The following is an 18,651-nucleotide window of genomic DNA, read 5'->3' on the forward strand; positions in this document are numbered from 1 at the left end:
TGTTCATTGACCTCTCCTCTCCTGATGCCTTTATCCGGTAAACGGACGCAGGAGATAAGGAAAGGAATCGCTCTGTTTTATGTGGCGCTCATGTTTTTTCTCTGCCGTGCCGATAGTGAAGGAAATAATCTATCTCGCCCGGGAGCCCACATGAAAGTCTCAACCCGAATTGCCGGGGGCTTCGGCCTCATCGTGCTGCTGCTGGCCGTCTGCGCCGGTGTGGCCATCAACGCCATGAACCATGCCCGGGACGGCATGAACGACATGCTGGACGTCAAAATGAAAAAGTACCAGCTTGCGCTTGATATGCGGGGCAGCGTGCGGGACATCTCCATCGCGGTACGCAACCTGGCGCTGCTGACCGACCCGGATGAAATGAGGCCGGAGTGGGAGCGCGTGCAGAAGCAGAAGCAGCTGTTCATTAAAAACCGCGAAGCACTCGCCCGGCTGATGCAAATCGATTCTACTGCGGCGGGTCGTGAGGCCTTTCGCAAGATTACTGAAAGAGAAGGGCCCGCCATGGCCGGCTTTGAACAGGCGGGACGGCTTGGCCTGCAGAACCGGCAGGAAGAGACAATTACGTACCTGATGAAAGTCTCCCGCCCGACACAGCGGGCGCTGCAGGAGGCGCTGAATAACATGACGGACGTTCAGATGCAGAACGCCCGTAATGCCGTTGAAAAAAACAGCGAAGGGATCAGCCTGGCCAGAGCTTTGCTTGGGGGGCTGGTTCTGTTATCGGTCCTGCTGGCCGCCGGCACCGGCTTTATAACCGTGCGGGTACTGATGCGCCAGCTTGGCGGCGAGCCCGCGCAGGCACAAACGCTGGCAGCGGCGATTGCTGGCGGCGACCTGACGACTCAGGTCCTGTTACGTTCCGGTGATAACGCCAGCATGCTGGCATCCCTGGCCCTGATGCAGACCCGGCTCGCCGCTCTGGTGTCTCAGATTAAGGACGCCTCAGCGTCCGTCGCGCTGGCATCTGACGAAATTGCCCAGGGCAATAACGAGCTGTCGGCCCGTACCGAGCAGCAGGCCGCAGCCCTGCAGGAAACGGCTGCGAGTATGGAGGAGCTGACCGCGACGGTAAGGAGTAATACCGCAGGCGCCACCCACGCGGCGGGATCGGCCCGTGAAACCGCGGCGCTCGTCCGGAACGGCGAAGAAAACGTTCATAAGATGACGAAAACAATGGCCGACATATCCCTGAGTGCCTCGAAGGTGCGGGATATTACCGGAACCATTGAAAGCATCGCCTTTCAGACCAACATCCTGGCGCTGAACGCGGCCGTTGAGGCGGCGCGCGCCGGGGAGCAGGGTCGGGGGTTTGCCGTGGTGGCCAGCGAGGTGCGGAATCTCGCGCAGCGCAGCGCGACGGCGGCCCGGGACATCAAGGGGCTGATTGAGAATGCGGTAACGCTGGTTGAGGCGGGCGTTGTGGTAGCCGACGGCACCACGGCAAACATCATGAGCGTGACCGGAAAGGTCAGCGAGCTGGCTGAGGCGATGGATGAGATCGCCCTGGCTTCGAACGAACAGATGCAGGGGATTTCTCAGGTTACGGTGGCAGTAGGCCAGATGGACGGGGTTACCCAAAGCAACGCCGCCCTGGTAGAGGAGTCAACGACTGCCTCCCAGTCTCTGGCAGAGCAGGTCCATGCTCTGCGGGGGATGGTGGATACCTTCCGCGTCTGAGGACACATAAACCCTCATATCATACCGGCGCGGGCAGGGGCTGCCTGTCCGTTTGCCGCACGATTTCATGCTCACTCGCCGCTGACAGGAAGCAGAAGAGGGGCCGGGCCAGAAGCGGTCATGGATGACCCCACAGCGCATGCATTAACGGAAGAAATGAATCTCACCGGCCCTGACCGCGCCGGAGGGAAGGGCGCCACCGGGCAATGCCGGTTTTATCCCGGCCGGTCAGCATTACCCTCCGGAGTTTATACGCCCCTTCTTGCGGTAAGTTCATTCATAAATTATGTTTCATTATCAGGCTTTATGAGGGTATGAATACCTTGGATAACAAAACCGGCAGCTCAGTGCCATCTTACAGACGTAATTCGCTGGGCCGGACCATGGCTTTTTTTCTGCTGATAACCGTACTGGCCGTCGTGGGCGTCAATATATGGACGCTGTGGAGCTCCTGGCAGCACAATCAGAAGTTACGCGAGGACGATGCCCGCAACCTGTCAGTTTCGCTGGCAAAACAGGCGGAAGACGCCTTCCTTCAGGTGGACATTACGCTGGCTGACGCGGTCAGGCAGCTCACCCTTAACGGACTTCCCTATGCGGCAACGCCCGCCTTTGCTCTTCTGCTGAAAGAGCAGCAGGGGAAGCTGCGTCAGCTGCACGGCCTGTTTATTTATGACGCGCAGGGTAAGTGGATAGCCACCTCAGGTAATTACACCCCTGCAAAAGGGAACAATGCCGACAGAGAGTATTTTGCCTGGCACCGCACACACACCGGGACCGGCGTGCACGTCGGCCGCGTCATCCGCAGCCGCTCGACGGGCGACCTGGTCATTCCCGTATCAGTGCGGCTGAATGATGAGGCGGGCCGGTTCGCCGGCATCGCGCTGGCTACGGTAAAGGTGGACTACTTCCGGCAGTTCTACAGCTACTATACGCTGGGTGAACGCGACGTCCTGGCGCTGATACTGGCTGACACCTCCGTGTTGTATATCCGGCCTCTGCCGGAAACGGCCATTAACCGCAGCCTTTCCTCCAGCCCGCTTTTCACAACGGTCCTGAAAACGTCAGCCAGCGGCAGCGCAACGTGGCGTTCCACGCTGGACGGTGTCGAGCGGGTATATGGCTACGCCCGCCTTGAACAGTATCCCCTGATAGTTACGGCGGGATATGACCGTGATGCCATCAGGACGGCGTGGCTGTCCGCCAACGCTGCCGACGTTGTGCTGAACCTGGTGTTGCTTGTGATGATTACCGGCATGGGAATGTTTGTGCTCAGGCAGGTAAAGGCTAACGTCAGAAACCAGCTTGAACTTACGCAGGTCAGGGACGAGCTGACCACCATCAACCACACGCTGCAATCCCTGGCGCTGATTGACGGACTGACCGGACTGGCCAACCGCCGTCAGTTTGACGTGATGCTGGAAAAGGCCGTGCAGCGCTCGTATACGTCAGGCGAACCTGTATCCCTGATTATGTTTGATATTGATTTCTTCAAGCGTTACAACGACACCTACGGACACGTGGGGGGCGATGCGTGCCTGCTAAAGGTGGGCGCCATTCTGAAGGGGCTCACTCACCGCACTGGCGACGTGGTGGCACGCTACGGCGGCGAGGAATTTGCCATTATTCTGCCTTTCACCGGCAAAGCCGATGCAGAAAAAGTGGCCCGGCGGGCGGCAGAGGCCGTTATGAGTGCCGGAATAGTTCATGAAAGCTCCGGGCTTCCTGAAGGGGTCGTTACCCTCAGCGCCGGTTACTGCGCCCTGATTTCTGACGGTCAGGCGGACCAGGCTGACCGTCTGAAGCAGCAGGCTGACAGGGCGCTTTACGAGGCGAAACGCAACGGCCGCAACCGCGTTCAGGGCATGAGTTAAAATAGTTTTTCCTGCCCGGGGTCAGGAATATTTGTGGCCGTTTATTGTGACAGCATGTCAGTTACTGCTGATTCTGTACGCATATTTATCGCCGGTATATGCGCTGCTGACACAGAGCTGACGGCCGCTTAAGACGATGTCCGCTCTGTGCCATAAGCGGACATTATGGCTAAAGCTGATAATCTATTGAGTCAGGTTGTGAAGAGAAAAAGCAATGAGCAACATTCCGCCAGCAATATTGACGTACTTTTTGAGTACCAGGGGATTAGTTTTTTTTACTGAAAAGATCAACATCTGACTGACTGCGAAAAGCCAGAGGATCATAACCATTACATGTACTGATGCCAGCATTAGGTAGTTGAAAACATCTCCCTTTATCCCTGCGAACTGTGAAACAACTGTCAGATAAAAAAGGATGGCTTTAGGGTTCAATACATTAGCCAGCCAGGCCTGTTTTAATGTCACACAATGCTTTATATCCGCAAATCCGCCAGAATTAGCCTTTATACCGCTCAGGATGAGCATCACTCCTAACCACAGCAGATAAGCAGTTCCGAAAACTTTTAAAAAAGCAAACGTTTCTGGAGAAGAGACGAGCACAGCAGTGATGCCAAGCCCTATGAGAACCGCATGGGTATAGATGCCCAGAGCTGTCCCGGCAAGCGTTCTGAAGAGTCCTCTGTGACCCCCTTCAAGAGCACTGTTCATAACAAGTGTGAAACTGGCTCCGGGGGATAGTGCAACAGGGAGCAGTGCTGGCATAAAGCCCAAAATATTCATATCCATAGGTTTTGGATAGTAATTGACGCTGTTTTTGATTACCAGTACGTGAGCATCAGGGATGTGAAGTTCATCATGCTCAAAACATAGCCACCATGATTAGAATGTTCGCTTCTCGCTCACAGCAGACTTTGCTTCCAGGTCAGTCCGCGTAGTGCCAAAAATTGCCAGCTGGCTGCTCAGGGTTGTTTGCAGGGTGATCCTCAGACCTGCGGCAAAACGATTACGTTATCGATCATGCTTTTCATCCCGGTCAGTCTGCCTGCTCCAGCGGCAGGAAGGTGTCAGCAAAAATGTCGGGCTGGTAACCAGAGGCGGCAAACAGGTGCTCACGTGACTCATCAATCGCCGCACGCAGTCGCGTGCTGTCTACGCCCAGCACTTTACCGTTCTGTTTAACGATGCGTCCGCCGATCATGACGGTGTCGATGTTGCTGCGCTCGGCGGCATGAACCACCGTGCCAAAGGCATTACCGGACGGATAAAGATTGAGATCACTGGCGCTAATCAGCACCAGGTCGGCTTGTTTCCCGGGCGTCAGGCTGCCCACTTTGTCCTGCAGCCCTGCACAGGCCGCGCCATCAAGTGTTGCGGCTTTAAGGAGTCGCGCCGCCGGAAGCGTTTTCAGCGCATGTTCAGAATCGCAGCACTGCTGCTGATGCATGCCCATCACGCGCTGCAGATAAAAGGCGACACGCATTTCCATAAACATATCGGTGCTGTACGACGTTTCATTGTCTACGCTCAGGCCAGGATTGATGCCATGACGCTGCGCGGCCTCAAGGGCGAACATTCCGCTTTCGATGCCATAGTGAGAATCTGAGCGTGGGCAGACGTTCACCCGGACACCGGCCTCCCGCAATATTTTCCATCCCTCGTCGGGGAGCGCCGTGCAGTGATTGAAAATATTGTCCGGCCCCAGCAGCCCCTGCTGATGCAGCGACGCAAGTTCATACCCCATCTCAGCGCCAAAAAACTCAGTGACAATCGACAGTCCCAGCCTGCGGGCCTCGGCCCACAACGCGGGCTCCAGCTGGGCCATAACGGCGAGAGAGACCAGGCTTTCAGGGTTGTCGGTGAAATACTTATCCTGCAGACGCTGCCAGTTTCCCGGCCAGTGCGCTTTATCCCACTCGCCAGCTACCGGTGCGCCGGAAGCATGAATGGCACGAATGCCGGTATCAAGCAGGGCTTCGACGGCGGCATCGGAATGTGCTGCGGTTCGGCTATTGTGCGAGTTATCGATCATCGTGGTGATGCCCGCGTCAATAGCGCCGAGCGCAGTCAGCAGGTTGCCAACATAGATATCTGCAGGACGGTAATATTTAGCGAAGGAGAAGTGCGTGGCATTGCTGTAGTCGTCCAGACAGGTGGCATTTGGGTTAATGCGACGCAGCTGTCCTTCCCATGCGTGACGATGAGAATCGACCATTCCCGGCATGGCGATCATGTTGGTGGCATCAATGACATACGCACCCGGCACATCAAGGTTGTGGCCCACGGTGGTAATCGTTGAGCCGTTAATGAGAATATCGCCGCGCTCCATGTTACCGACGTTCCCGTCCATGCTCAGTATCGTCGCGCCACGAATCAACGTAGCTTGTGAAGTGACATTCTGATTGTTAACAATATTTCTGATGTAACCGGTCATTAAACCTGCCTCTTTCCTGAACAAGAGGGAAACGATACGCCCCGCTATTAACCAGAAAAAGATGCTTAAAGCGTTTTCATAATTCATAATTCGCGAATAATCAGACCCGCTTTTACTCAGGAACAGGACGATGGATAGGATTCAGGCTATGCAGGTTTTTACGCGGGTTGCTGAAGCCGGGAGTTTTGTACGCGCGGCAGAAACACTGTCACTGCCTTCTTCAACCATTACCAGCACGATAAAAAACCTGGAGAAATACCTGCAGGTGCGTCTGCTGAACCGTACAACAAGGCGTGTCAGCCTGACTCCTGAAGGATTGCAGTATCTGGCGCAATGCCGGGAGATTCTGTCGCTGATTGAACATAGTGAGTCAAGCCTGACTGATTCCCTCAAACGTCCTCAGGGGCGGCTGCGGGTTGATATGCCTGGTGGCATCGCCCATTTCATCGTCATGCCCAACCTGAAAGACTTTTACCGGCTCTACCCGGATATTTACCTGATGATTGGCGTGAGCGATCGGCAGGTCGATCTTGTTCAGGAAGGCGTGGATTGCGTCATACGAACCGGTGAACTAACTGACTCCACACTGGTTGCGCGTCCGCTTGGCCGGTTTCGCTGGGTGACCTGCGCCTCGCCAGACTATCTCAGGGCGTTCGGTGTCCCTGAGACGCCGGAAGCATTGTCACAGCATCGGGCAATTCATTACTTTTCCGGTTCGGGAAGACGCACTAATGAACTGCGTTTTACACGAGGAAACGAAGCGTTCTCCGTTCCGGTAGAAGGGAATGCAGCCGTTAACGAAACGGGACTCTATATCAGACTGTGTCTTGAGGGTTTTGGGCTGGCGCAGCTTGCTGAAAATGTGATTTCGGAGAGTCTCCAGCAAGGCAAACTGATCGAGGTTCTGGCGGACTGGCAGCCACGCTCTGTGCCGGTGACGATGCTCTATCCGCATCAGCGTTTTCTCTCTCCCGCCGTGCGCGCTTTTGCTGACTGGGTCGCCGGACTTTTCCACGAAGGCGCAGGTGAGAAGCGGTCTTCCCGGTAAAAAACGGCTCCGGTAACAGGAAGACTCTTCATAACGACAATTAACAGCATCCTCAGCAGAAGAGCCGGTCGTTTCCCCTGCCTTTGTGAGCGAATTCAACCCGGCTGCTGCACCGGTTCCAGGTGAACATTTCGTCCGGCAGCCATTCCGGTGCAGGCACCTGCGACTGCAATTGCTGCGGTCATCATTAATGGCACCGTCCAGCCTCCGGACACCTCCTGTACTTTGCCCAGCAACAGCGGCCCCAGCGCCGCCATCAGATAACCGACACTCTGCGCCATGCCTGACAGCGCGGCAGCATCACCGGCGTTTTTGGTTCGCAGCCCGATGAAGGTCAGGCCCAGCATCATACTGGCACCTGAGCCGAAGCCGAGAAGCGCAGCCCAAAGCATCGCCAGATTCGGCAAACACAGGATGCCGATAAAGGACAACGCGGTTAACAGGCTGACGCCAGCAGCAGCTAATTTCTGATCGTTAAGACGACGCAGCGTGGCGGCCAGAATCAGGCCGGGAATGGCGGTGGTAAGCTGAAGGATGCCATGTACCTCACCGGCCTGAGCTGAGGAGAGACCACTGTCCGTTAGCATGGCTGGCAGCCAGCCGACAGCAATATAAAACGGCATCGCATTCAGGCCCATAAACAGGGTGACCTGCCATGCCAGAAGCGAGTGCCAGACCGCGATGGTCGCCGCTTTTTTCCCACCCGCTGCTGGCAGCTGGTGCTTTTTCTTTAACTGTGGCAACCATAATAGCAACGCAAGCAGCGGTGCAATACTCAGCATAGCTAATGCGATGTGCCAGCCCCAGCCCTGCGTCAGAGGAATGACAATGGCTGAACCAATAGCACCAGCCGCGCCCATGGTGATGGAATATGCACCCGTCATAGAAGCCACATTGCCAGAAAAGTCACGCTTGATAAGGCCAGGCAGCAGGACATTGCCGAGGGCAATCCCGATACCGATCAATATTGTTCCGCTATATAGCGCCCAGACAGTGCCTGTGGATCGAAGCAAGATGCCCGCTGAAATGACGGCCAGTGCACCAAAAAGAGTGCGTTCCAGACCGTACCTTCTGGAAATCGATGCGCTCAGGGGTGAAATGGCGGCAAAGGCAAGTAAAGGCAGCGAGTTAAGCAGCCCAACGGCAGTAATACTTAGCCTGAAATCATGGCGAATCGAATCTAAAACGGGTGCGATAGCGGTAAAAGGAACACGCAGGTTGATGGCTATAAAAAGGATGCCGGTCACAAGTATGATTGAAGACCACTTGTTCGTAGTAGGGGACATAAACTTTTCTTTCTCTGGTAAAAAGAAAGAATTTAAAGTAAGCATGAGTTACAGAATATAGATAACCTGACAACATATAACTAAATCATGCCAGCTAATAAAAAACCGGTGACCTCACCGGATGAATTTAATGCCGATGCTTTCTGTCAGCCTGCACTTGCTTTGCATGTATCATCGTCAGGTGAGTATGCAGGTCAGAGTCCGCACGCTCACCGTAAGGGACAGCTTATTCTCTCTTTGCGCGGTGCAGTGAGCTGTGAGGTTGAGGGTGCGCTGTGGCTTGTTCCACCGGGACATGCTGTCTGGGTTCCGGGTGAAATCCCCCATAGTTGCCGGGTCACGAAGAATGCAGATACCTGCTTTCTGTTTATCGAACCCGGCGCGGCGGCGATGCCGGAAATCTGCTGTACCCTGGCGATTACTCCCTTGGTTCGTGAGCTTGTTCTGTATCTGGCAGAGCAGGGACAGGCTTATTCTCCTGACAGTAAAACCGCCAGGCTCGCAGCGGCGCTGCTGGAGCATATTCCGGATGTGCCGGTTGAAACGCTTCATCTTCCCGTGTCCGATCATCCTAAAATACGGAATATGGCTGAGACATTTTTTAATGATCCGGGTGACAGGCGAACGTTAAAGCAGTGGGCTGCTCATCTGGTCACCAGCGAACGATCTCTGGCCAGGCTGATAAAAGAGGCGACAGGAATGAGCTTTGGTCGCTGGCGTCAGCAATTGCATTTGATGATTGCCCTGAGCCATCTGGCTGAAGGTCAGTCCGTGCAGTGCGTAGCCGGAACGCTGGGATATGATTCGGTCAGCGCGTTTATTACGATGTTCAGAAAAGCGCTGGGTAAATCGCCGACGCAATATTTTTCCTCTCTAAACTAATGCAAAACAATACAAACCGAATATTTATAACCAACGTCAGCACCCGCTTTTCGCTCAAAGCGGACCTCAGCTCCGTTAGCTTGTCCGCTTTGTGCCAAAAGCGGACATTGCTTGCATCATGGCATGTTAGTTTTCGGGAAGCAGGTCACTGACAGCATCATTCCGGAAATAAGCAGTAGATCATCCGTCGGGGGGAACGTGAAATTGTCCCGGATCCTATGATTTACATGAACATGTTGGATGCAACTGACAAGATAGTGGTCTGGGTTACGCACGTCGAAAAAAATGCGACTTTCTAATTAGGCGATCAGGCTTGGAAAAAGCGAGGAGTGGCCGGACGGCAAACTTGTGAAGGGGATGCGCAAACACTGTCCTGATATAGAAATGGATTCCGAGGTCGTGGTAATCCACCATTTGCCGCCTTAGGCGTAAGTTCATAACCGAAGGCGGTATGGTAAATACTAAATTAAAGAACTTTGTTGATAGTAAGCCTGATAAAGAGAAATAGATAAGAAATAGGCCATAAGACAAAAGTCGATAACTTTGCCGATGATACATTGCCGATAGTATTGTACATCGGGTGCCACTCAACAAGGTTGCGCAGAACTATGCGGTTTAACAAAAAACCGAAAACAAAGTAAGCAATTAAAACAATGATTCCCGGAAACCAGGTGGTTCCAGAGCTAAAGCTAATTAGCGCCAACATGATCACCAAAAATATTGCATAGATTGCGATCGATTTTCTAAGAGAAATCCCCGGGGTTCCATTTCCAGCTTCAACATCAGACATTAGCTACTTACTCCTACAAGTTAGATAAATTAAATGAATTAACATACACACTACCCATCGCGAATGAAAAGCAATAAATTAAGCCTGCAAAGCCTAATTCCGACATGTAATGTCTGGTGGTTACTTATAGTGGACATCAGCCAGAAGCCAATCCGCTCTGTGCCAGAAAGGGACATTATCAAAATAAGTACGCGCAGCTGATGCGCCAGCACTGAGCATTTGCCGAAGCAGCCATCGGCAAAGTTGTTGTCACCGTGCATCAGACAGGTAATGACCATTGATACGGGTTCTGAAAAAAGTGTCGCTGTCTGCGGCCGCACAAAACGCCTGGTACACCTTTGCCGGTACGGCAAGCCAGCGCCTGCGCCCGCCGTTCCGGTACTCCAGCTCCAGCACGCCCGTAGTTGCATCGTATCCCGCGCTTGTGAAAAGCGTAGAAGTAACTTTATGTCTGTTCATGGTGTTCTTCCGGATAGGTCCCAGATGAAGAGGATATTTGATAGTAAAAGCGCGAGGCACCCGTAAAGAATGCCTGTACAGAGTAAAATTCAGTGGCATACAGCATACTTTTTACTTACAGCTTATACACCGCATGTTCTTTATTCTGAGGCGCTCCGCGTATTTACTTAAGCATCTAAAAGTAGTGATTTTATTTGTTATAGGTCTTAACCGGTTTACACGTAGGCGTGCTTACGGTTGGCTCCTGTAACGGAAGGCCAGGAATAACGTGGGCTTCGCAGTCTAAAATACGCCCTTTATCAGTAGTTGCGCGGTACGATATCACCTGAGACCCGAGCGCGTCAGGCTTAGACATGGAGACATTAGTCACAGTTATCTCATCGGAAGACCCCAGGCCTAACATTTTGGAAGTATCAGCCTGTAGTATCGGGATTGCGAGATCAGGAGACATTGTAGTACACGCACTTAAAAGAAAAGAAAAAGCTGAAATACAGATAATTTTTTTCATGATTTTAACTCCAGATTGTTGAGGCGAGTTTTTTATATTTTAATTGAAAATATCCTAACAGCAACATATTAGAAAAATAATTAATCAGGAATGATTTTTATTTTCTCAGCTCGCCCATGGATTAATTACATAATCCAGTCGGAAACAACTTTGTTTTTGGTAAAATAAATTGTCAAAGAGTCGCTACGATGCTCTGAATTTCCGGTTACTTTATCAGAAACAGAACTTATATCATCCTTGGTGTTCTGTGCTATAGTCGCACTAGTCATTGCGCCGCTTAGTGCTGAGGTTCCGGGAATGTAAGAAAGCGCTGTTGAAAGCGAGCTCATATTACCATCCTTATTAAACGACCATACGTAACTACCGTCTGAATGTGATGTCTGTCTGTCAGGTGTGCCATAGAGAGCCTTAACTTCAGATTCCGTTGTTTTATTAGGCGTGATGTGAGCTGAAACATAACTCCGGGTAAACTTATCCTCACCGCTGAAGGAGCTGCATCCTGAAACGATTAGCATAAATGCAATTGCTACCACATAAATCTTCATAATATTGACCTTATGATATTTCCTGAGTTTATTGGATTTTTATGACAAATTCCCACCGAAGTTTTTGTCAAGGTTTTTTTATACTGAAAAATCTGTTTTTAACTGATATTACTCCCAGTAAATGCCGGATTATGTAAGCTTTCCCCATGCTAAATACAGGTAAGCACAAGACTTACTAAAGAGTTGGTTTTGGTACCGGTATACTTCCATCAATCAATTTTGCCCCTTCAGGTCTTTTTGGACAGCCACCTGATGAATACCATCTTGTTATTACCCCTTGCTCAACCAGAAATCGCTTATCACAGTTTGCATATTCAGGAATATAGTTCCACATACTTGAATCGTATCCATTTACGATCCAGTTATACTGATAATCCAGTATGCTGCTTCCGTTACTCAGAGTCTGGCTGTTTTGAGGTGGTCCCCACGCCATTACCAGTTCATCTGCCGACGACCCGACCCATGATGCAGCGATATCTGAACTAGTCTGATAACGTTTATTAAAAATCAGGTTGCCGAGTGGAGATCCTGCACATCCAGTCAGTATTAATACAGAAATTATTAAATAAATGCACCGCATATGTTTTCCCTAAAAGCATTACTTATAAATTTATATATTTTATTTCAATAGCCTCAGTTCCTTTTCAACATGATACCCCTTTAACCAGAGGGTTTAATGCTGCTCAGGTTGAATCTAATAAAATAAAAAATTTCCGAGTATCGTTATTACTCCACATCTCTACATGCATTTTTCTATGGAACTGCGTGGCTTTGTGCCGGTACAATGTAAAAATTGTTGAGCACCCCCTTAATTAAAGACCAATTTTTTTCAGGAATACAGCGACAGATAGGCAAAGTAAAAACTGAATCGCTGATTCATATGCTGGCAGTGTTACTGCAGTTCAATTTTCTGCTTTTTGTTAGAAAGGCCACCTGTCGAAAGCCATTTTGTTAGTATGCCCTGCTCGACAAAAAAAACATGAGCACAGGTTTCAAAATCCGGCACAGGATTGCGCGCTGTTAAACCATATTTATTTACAGGCCTGTTAAACAGGTAAGTCAGTGTGCTACATCCGGCAATCCGATTCAGGCTATATCGCGGCGTGCCCCATGCAATCAGCAGTTCATCCTGCGATATCCCTACCCATGATGCAGCAATATCTGAAGCAATCTGATCAGATTTATTAAGCATAAGATTACAGGATGGAGAACCTGCGCTGCCGGACAAAATCAAGACAGGTCTGATTAAATAAAGCCACCTCATTTACTTCTCCTTCGCAGAAAAGCTTAATTTTGTAAAAGCGACATTGAAAGATACTTCTTCATTTTTTCAATAGGGTATCTCTTTTTCAGATCATCCTAAAGCTGTCCTGTGAGAATTCATAAAAGCACTAGATTGTGCAAATTCTGCGGAATGAATACATGTCCCGTAATGTACAGAACTCAAATTCCCGAATGGTAATATTACCAGCTTTCGCAATCATTTCTCTCCACTCCATACTTCTGTACCTGTATTCCAGTGTTTCCGCTCCATCAAGCGTCTCCAGAAGATACCCCAGCGTAATATGGTACTGATAGGAGTAATGATCGTCGCGATGAATACCCGTTATTTCTGACAACTCACTTCTTATTTTCTGAAGACGGTTGTATGTGGTCTGATCGGCCGGTTGTAGTGGAATGAAAAAATTATCATTTTTTCCTGGCAATGGTGCGTCTGAGTCCACAATGAAATCAAAGGATTCAGACAGGCCTGGCTGACGTAAACTAAGTTTATCCAGGAAACATCTGTTAAGCTCCTCCAGCGCCAGCTCACGAGATATACCGGCTGGCCATGGGCCTGAGTGACGATCGCACTCGTTTACACCGGTAAAAAGCGTAATGTGGTAACTGCTGGATGGAAGGGCCGTCATTTTTCTGAAAAAACTGGTTTCCGGCAGTGCTCTGTATACATTAAGTATTGTATCAAAAGTCTTAAATCCTTCCCCTTGCTGTTCAAGGTGGCCAAGAAATGTATTACCCGCAAAAGGCAAAGGACACCCGGAGGATGAAAATTTTCTTCCCACATCCGGGGCGTAACTGACTAAATCACGGGACATATACCATCCTCATTTACTGATTTACGGGCCGGCGTACCCTTTACAACAGAGTAAAACTAGTCTGACACTGCTACTTTTTTATATTCAGTGTGTAATATAAGGGCAGCATTGCTGCCCCGCGTGACGCACCCTCTTTACTGAAAGCAGAAGCTTCAATTTGTGCTGATGGCCGTAACGGCTCTAATCGTCCGCTGACTCTCAGCCTGAGCTCTTTCACCAGCCGGCCGACGATTTTTTTAGGCATCGCCCCACCCAGCGTGATAACTTCAGGATCCAGCCACTGGATACAGCTGAATATAATGGGTTCCAGTTGTTCACTGACCCGGGCTATCCAGCACTCAATAACCTCATTACCGCTCCCAGCAAGGCCATCAAGTTCATCGGGATCAAGACCGGCTTTCTCCAGAGTGATAAGCAAATCTTTATAAGAAGGCCTTGGCAATTCGAGCGGGAAACTCATTCCAAGTTCTCCGGCATTTGAAAACCCCCCACTCAGTAGCTTATTGTCAGCAATAATGCCTGCAGCAATTCCGTATCCCAGATCAATAAGGACAAGGTCAGAAATGTTACTGTGATTACCGGAGTAATATTCGGCAATGACAGAAGCATTAACGATGTTTTCTACCCAGGTCGGATAAGGTAACGCTGCGCCAAACACCGCCTGAAGGTCAACCTCCCTCCAGGTATCAAGCCATGCTACTGTCTGCCTTTTACGGCCGTCTTTTTTCAGGAATCCGGGAACGGCATATCCAATGCCCAGTATTCGTGAATTACTTAAACGTTTCTTTTTAAGTGCACCGGCAACCATCAGTATGACCTGATTGACCGTGTGGGCGATTTCACGGTTTTCAGTATGTTTTTCTGACACCTGTATGAGCGGTTTTCCGCTTAAGTCAACGACCGCAATGTCAATAAACCCGGGACTGAAGGAAACACCTACAGAGCAGGCCCCTCCTGGATTCAGGCGCAGGGGTAACGAAGGCTGACCACGCTTGCCATCATGTACAGGCTCACCCTCGATAATCAGCCCGGTAAAAATCAGTTCACGACACTGCTGTGTTATAGCTCCCGGGGTCAGGCCTGAGAGGCGACTGAGCTTGGCCCGAGTAACGGTGCCATGATTCCTGATCAGGTCAATCAGGTTACGCTGCGTCGCGCTCAGTTCTAAAGGTGCACTGACTAAATTCATGATAATTCCTGTTTACGGGCATTAAATGGTTAAGCGCATTTTAACCCGGCGTCTTCGATGAGTCTTTTGACATACAGGACGTCATCATGGCTGACCATGTCAACCAGACCTTCCTTTATCCAGAACAGTATCTCGCTGCGGACATCATGCCCGAATTTGAAGCGATAGTACTCCAGCGTATCTAGACCGAGCTTACCCGAATTAAGGTAAAGACGTACACCCAATCCCGCCTGCTTATAGGCCTTAAGATCGTCTATATGTGTATGTTCATATTCAAGACAAACACAATCGGCACCCGAACCGAGGATGGCTTCAAGCTGGTTTTTATATCGCTCGAGTGAGACTGTCTGAATCTTCAGACCCGGAACCCTATCCTTTATCTGATTAAGCAGTACATGGTTAAACCCGAGTAACTGCATTCTTTCGATAATGCCGGTTCTGGTGTTGACCAGTTCGCTGAATCTTTCAATAAAACGGTCAAGACGACTGCGCTGTTTTATCTCTACGACAAGACCCATATCAAGCCTGATCGCCCAGTTAAAAATGTCATCCAGGAGCGGTATAGCAGCCTTTCCTTCTTTGGAGGAAGCGCTGACGCCAAAGTCATACGTTCTCAGTTCGTCGAGAGTCATATTTGCCACATAACCAGAGCCATCCGATACTCTGTCAATGCGGTAATCATGAATAACCACCATTTTCTCATCCAGGGTCATGTGCACATCGAGCTCAATACTCGACATTCCAGCCTGGCGTGCGCCTTCAAATGCCAAAAGCGTATTTTCAGGATATTTACTGGAGTATCCACGATGGCCGTTCGCCAGTACGACCCCATTACTGGCCTGATGGAAGTTGAACACGTTCTTCACCTTTGAGAAAAAGGGTTAGCCTTCATTAATAAGTATGTTATCTAAACTTAATAAAAAAAGCACCGGGATTTTTTAATTTATTTTTTTCCTTTTAAATTATATGGATAGATAGTTTAATGTGCAAATAATCTGCCTTTTTCTCTCTGTCACAAAAATTTAATGTTTAATCATTAAACTTAATTGTGATGATAACTAGGGATTTCATGATGGCTAAACTCAGACTTGAAAAGATTACAAAGCGTTTTGATGAGTACTATGCAGCGAGAGAGATTTCTTTCGATGTTGAAGAGGGAGAGTTTATCACCCTGCTTGGACCCAGTGGGTGCGGTAAAACAAGCCTTCTGAAGATGATTGCGGGCTTCGTTACCCCGGACAGTGGAAACATCATTCTTAATGGTCAGGTAATTAATACGCTACCACCGGAGAAGCGAAGCACTGCGATGTGTTTCCAGTCCTACGCGTTATTCCCTCATCTGAATGTTGTTCACAATATTGCTTATGGGCTGAAGCAGAAGAAGATACCCCCCGGCGAACAGAAATTGACAGTGGATACGGTGCTTAAACAGATGGGCCTTGGAACACAAAGACACAAAATGCCTTCTCAGCTTTCAGGCGGTCAACAGCAAAGAGTTGCGATCGCGAGAGCCATGGTAACGAAGCCTCATGTCATGCTTTTTGATGAACCTCTTTCCAATCTGGATGCAAAGCTGCGTGAAAGTGTGAGATATGAAATCAAGCAGCTTCAGAAGTGCCACAATCTTACGTCAGTTTATGTGACGCATGACCAGAGTGAAGCGCTGTCCATGTCAGACAAAATTGTGGTACTTAATGCAGGGAACATTGCGCAGGTCGGCACACCTGAAGAGATATACTATCAGCCGGCAAACCGCTTTATTGCCGATTTTATTGGTGCGGCAAATATTATGCAGGCAACCATATGCAGGGCAGAGCAACCCGGCTATTACAGGGTATCCACTTCAATGGGTGGCTTCTACGTCAGCTCTTCCAGAGTACCTGAAAGCGATCATTGCTGGATATGCTGGCGGCCCGAAGATGCTGTATACATACCTGAGAGCAAAACAGACGCTAATTACTTTACCATCACCGTTAAAAGTATGGCTTTTATGGGAAACCATACCGAGGCTTTGGGGCACACAAGTGATGGAACCGACGTGCGGCTGCAACTTATAAAAAGACCTTCCTTTAACACCGGGGAGCAGGCATGTTTCTATTTACCTGAAAATGCCATCGTATTTCTGGAGCCTGTGATATGAAAACGACTATCCGGCAGGAATTATTAGCCTGGATTCTCATGATAAGCGGGCTTGGCACTATCCTCATGCTGATGGGCTCAACATTCTATGTTCTGATTGCACAGAGCATGGGTTATTTTAACCTTACGGGTGAAAGTTATTTTACACTTCAGTACTGGTCCGGAATGCTTCGCGATCCCGTCCTAGTTAGCTCACTTCTTTATTCAGTAAAAGTCTCCCTTCTCGGATCGCTGGGTGCCGTTATTGTTGCATACCCCATCGCTTTATGGCTGAGAAAGCCGCTGCCCATGAAAGAAAGCCTCATTGCCATATTGCGTATACCTATGTTTATCCCTGGCCTTGTTGCAGCCTTTTTGTTTATCAACATCATTTCATTTCATGGTGTTATCAATGAGATCCTTCTGGCTGCAAACATCATCAGTACTCCACTGCGTATGCAGAATGACAGTTTCGGAACGGGAGTTATTGTCCTGCAGGTATGGAAGAACATGCCCTTTGCTCTTATTCTGATAAGCAGCTCAGTAAATTCTGTGAAAAATGATTTTTTATATGCATCAGGAAATTTAGGTGCAAATAAATGGCAGCGGTTTATCACTATTGTGCTCCCACTTACCCTGCCCGCCCTGCAGGTGGCATTGATCATTGTATTCATTGATGCAATCGGTGATTTTGCATTTTATTCTGTCGCCGGGCCTCATAACGTTTATTCGCTTGCGCGACTGATGCAGTCAACGGCCATGGAGTACGGAGAGTGGAATAACGCTGCAGTCATTGCTGTGATCATCATGATAACTTCACTGTTGTTCAGCATATTAGTTAAGTTACTAATGTCACCTTTTATGACGTGTAAAGGGGACCTGAAGTGAACGTGAACAGTCCTAAAAAAACCGGTGCAGTCATCAGAATTTCGGTATTTTTTTTCCTGATTGCTAATTTCATATGGCTTGGGCTACCTGTGGGTATGGCGATATTATGGTCATTGGTTGATCCTGCTCATCCGTGGAGTTTTCCTGACCTTTTTCCAAAAAGCCTCTCTTTCACGAGATGGATAAACATGTGGCAGACGACATCGCTTCCTGACGCTATGTTCAACAGTTATTCGATAGCGTTAACAGTAGCTCCCCTGAGTCTGTTACTGGCTCTTCCTACTGCTTATGCTTTCGGTCGCATACCGTTCAGAGGGAAAGGGGTAGCTGAAGTCCTGACACTGATACCGCTCGTTATGCCAGGAATGCTGATCGGCATATTTTTCAGTGCCATGATCCTGCAACTCAATTTCGATAACCCTTTTATCAGCATCGTTACAGGACATACTGTCCTCGCACTGCCTTATGCAATCAGAATTCTTTCCGCCGGGTTTCGGGCTGTACCGCAGGAGATGATTGACGCCAGCCGCGATCTCGGTTCGGACAGGTGGGCTACATTCAGAAACGCTTATCTGCCTTTTTTGAAGAGTGCCATCCTGGCTACCTTGATCCTGTCTTTCGTCAGGAGCCTTGAGGAATTTTCTGTCTCATATGTGCTGGGTTCGCCGGATTTTATCACCATTCCTACAATACTTTATTCTTTCCTTGGATACACGTTTGTAAGACCAGACGCAGCAGTTGTATCAATGATACTCATTATTCCTAACATCTTCCTTATGATCATTATTGAAAGAGCGCTTAAGGATAATTATGCGGCTGAGTCGACCGGCAAATATTAATAT

17 protein-coding genes are annotated in these 18,651 nt (G+C 49.5%); 7 read left to right on the forward strand and 10 right to left on the reverse strand.

Annotation, left to right across the window (positions count from 1 at the left end):
• Nucleotides 1–150 precede the first annotated feature (150 nt).
• Together ACR8BF_RS18675 and ACR8BF_RS18680 are read left to right on the forward strand one after the other, a co-directional pair.
• Nucleotides 151–1,695 carry a methyl-accepting chemotaxis protein gene (locus tag ACR8BF_RS18675; protein WP_434746096.1) on the forward strand — a complete coding sequence of 515 codons (1,545 nt, stop codon included), beginning with the start codon at nt 151–153 and terminating at the stop codon, nt 1,693–1,695.
• Nucleotides 1,696–2,078: 383 nt separating this feature from the next.
• The gene (locus ACR8BF_RS18680; RefSeq protein ID WP_434746097.1) at nt 2,079–3,569 is read left to right on the forward strand and encodes a diguanylate cyclase; all 1,491 of its coding nucleotides are present in this window, start codon (nt 2,079–2,081) and stop codon (nt 3,567–3,569) included.
• A 183-nt stretch (nt 3,570–3,752) separates the two neighbouring features.
• Here the strand turns inward: ACR8BF_RS18680 and ACR8BF_RS18685 are convergent, their stop codons facing one another.
• Nucleotides 3,753–4,355 (reverse strand): LysE family translocator, encoded by a 603-nt coding sequence (locus ACR8BF_RS18685; protein ID WP_434746098.1) that lies wholly within the window; start codon nt 4,353–4,355, stop codon nt 3,753–3,755.
• Nucleotides 4,356–4,602: 247 nt separating this feature from the next.
• On the reverse strand, nt 4,603–6,000 hold the full coding sequence (locus ACR8BF_RS18690; protein WP_434746099.1) for an amidohydrolase family protein: 1,398 nt from the start codon (nt 5,998–6,000) through the stop codon (nt 4,603–4,605).
• A gap of 130 nt (nt 6,001–6,130) precedes the next feature.
• On the opposite strand from ACR8BF_RS18690, the gene ACR8BF_RS18695 reads away from it, so the two are divergent.
• Nucleotides 6,131–7,048 (forward strand): LysR substrate-binding domain-containing protein, encoded by a 918-nt coding sequence (locus tag ACR8BF_RS18695; protein ID WP_434746100.1) that lies wholly within the window; start codon nt 6,131–6,133, stop codon nt 7,046–7,048.
• 95 nt (nt 7,049–7,143) lie between these two features.
• Here the strand turns inward: ACR8BF_RS18695 and ACR8BF_RS18700 are convergent, their stop codons facing one another.
• On the reverse strand, nt 7,144–8,334 hold the full coding sequence (locus ACR8BF_RS18700; protein ID WP_434746101.1) for an MFS transporter: 1,191 nt from the start codon (nt 8,332–8,334) through the stop codon (nt 7,144–7,146).
• Nucleotides 8,335–8,421: 87 nt separating this feature from the next.
• On the opposite strand from ACR8BF_RS18700, the gene ACR8BF_RS18705 reads away from it, so the two are divergent.
• Nucleotides 8,422–9,216: an AraC family transcriptional regulator gene (locus ACR8BF_RS18705; RefSeq protein ID WP_434746102.1), complete on the forward strand. Its 795-nt coding sequence runs from the start codon at nt 8,422–8,424 to the stop codon at nt 9,214–9,216.
• 466 nt (nt 9,217–9,682) lie between these two features.
• Here the strand turns inward: ACR8BF_RS18705 and ACR8BF_RS18710 are convergent, their stop codons facing one another.
• From ACR8BF_RS18710 to ACR8BF_RS18740, 7 genes are all read right to left on the reverse strand, one after another.
• Nucleotides 9,683–10,006, reverse strand: a complete 324-nt coding sequence (locus ACR8BF_RS18710; RefSeq protein ID WP_192377954.1) for a hypothetical protein — start codon at nt 10,004–10,006, stop codon at nt 9,683–9,685.
• Nucleotides 10,007–10,255: 249 nt separating this feature from the next.
• Complete coding sequence (locus ACR8BF_RS18715; protein ID WP_434746103.1) at nt 10,256–10,564, reverse strand: KTSC domain-containing protein; 309 nt, start codon at nt 10,562–10,564, stop codon at nt 10,256–10,258.
• A gap of 534 nt (nt 10,565–11,098) precedes the next feature.
• A complete protein-coding gene (locus ACR8BF_RS18720) occupies nt 11,099–11,518 on the reverse strand; it encodes a hypothetical protein (RefSeq protein ID WP_192377952.1) in 420 nt (139 codons plus the stop codon).
• Between the two features lie 892 nt (nt 11,519–12,410).
• Nucleotides 12,411–12,782: a hypothetical protein gene (locus ACR8BF_RS18725; protein WP_434746104.1), complete on the reverse strand. Its 372-nt coding sequence runs from the start codon at nt 12,780–12,782 to the stop codon at nt 12,411–12,413.
• A 127-nt stretch (nt 12,783–12,909) separates the two neighbouring features.
• The gene (locus ACR8BF_RS18730; protein WP_192377950.1) at nt 12,910–13,614 is read right to left on the reverse strand and encodes a DUF1868 domain-containing protein; all 705 of its coding nucleotides are present in this window, start codon (nt 13,612–13,614) and stop codon (nt 12,910–12,912) included.
• Nucleotides 13,615–13,684: 70 nt separating this feature from the next.
• Entirely contained in the window at nt 13,685–14,803 is a 1,119-nt protein-coding gene (locus ACR8BF_RS18735) for an ROK family transcriptional regulator (RefSeq protein WP_192377949.1), read from the reverse strand.
• A 29-nt stretch (nt 14,804–14,832) separates the two neighbouring features.
• Complete coding sequence (locus ACR8BF_RS18740) at nt 14,833–15,660, reverse strand: glycerophosphodiester phosphodiesterase (RefSeq protein WP_434746105.1); 828 nt, start codon at nt 15,658–15,660, stop codon at nt 14,833–14,835.
• A 215-nt stretch (nt 15,661–15,875) separates the two neighbouring features.
• Between ACR8BF_RS18740 and ACR8BF_RS18745 the strand changes: the two genes are divergently transcribed.
• The 3 genes from ACR8BF_RS18745 to ACR8BF_RS18755 are packed head-to-tail and all read left to right on the forward strand — an operon-like array spanning nt 15,876 to nt 18,648.
• Nucleotides 15,876–16,943 (forward strand): ABC transporter ATP-binding protein, encoded by a 1,068-nt coding sequence (locus ACR8BF_RS18745; protein WP_192378042.1) that lies wholly within the window; start codon nt 15,876–15,878, stop codon nt 16,941–16,943.
• A complete protein-coding gene (locus ACR8BF_RS18750; protein ID WP_192377948.1) occupies nt 16,940–17,809 on the forward strand; it encodes an ABC transporter permease in 870 nt (289 codons plus the stop codon). Before ACR8BF_RS18745 ends, ACR8BF_RS18750 begins: the two co-directional genes overlap by 4 nt.
• Before the next feature lie 2 nt (nt 17,810–17,811).
• On the forward strand, nt 17,812–18,648 hold the full coding sequence (locus tag ACR8BF_RS18755; RefSeq protein ID WP_434746220.1) for an ABC transporter permease: 837 nt from the start codon (nt 17,812–17,814) through the stop codon (nt 18,646–18,648).
• Nucleotides 18,649–18,651: the final 3 nt, after the last annotated feature.

The organism is Candidatus Pantoea rara (assembly GCF_051136265.1).
In the GTDB taxonomy this organism is placed as follows: Bacteria; Pseudomonadota; Gammaproteobacteria; order Enterobacterales; family Enterobacteriaceae; genus Pantoea; species Pantoea rara.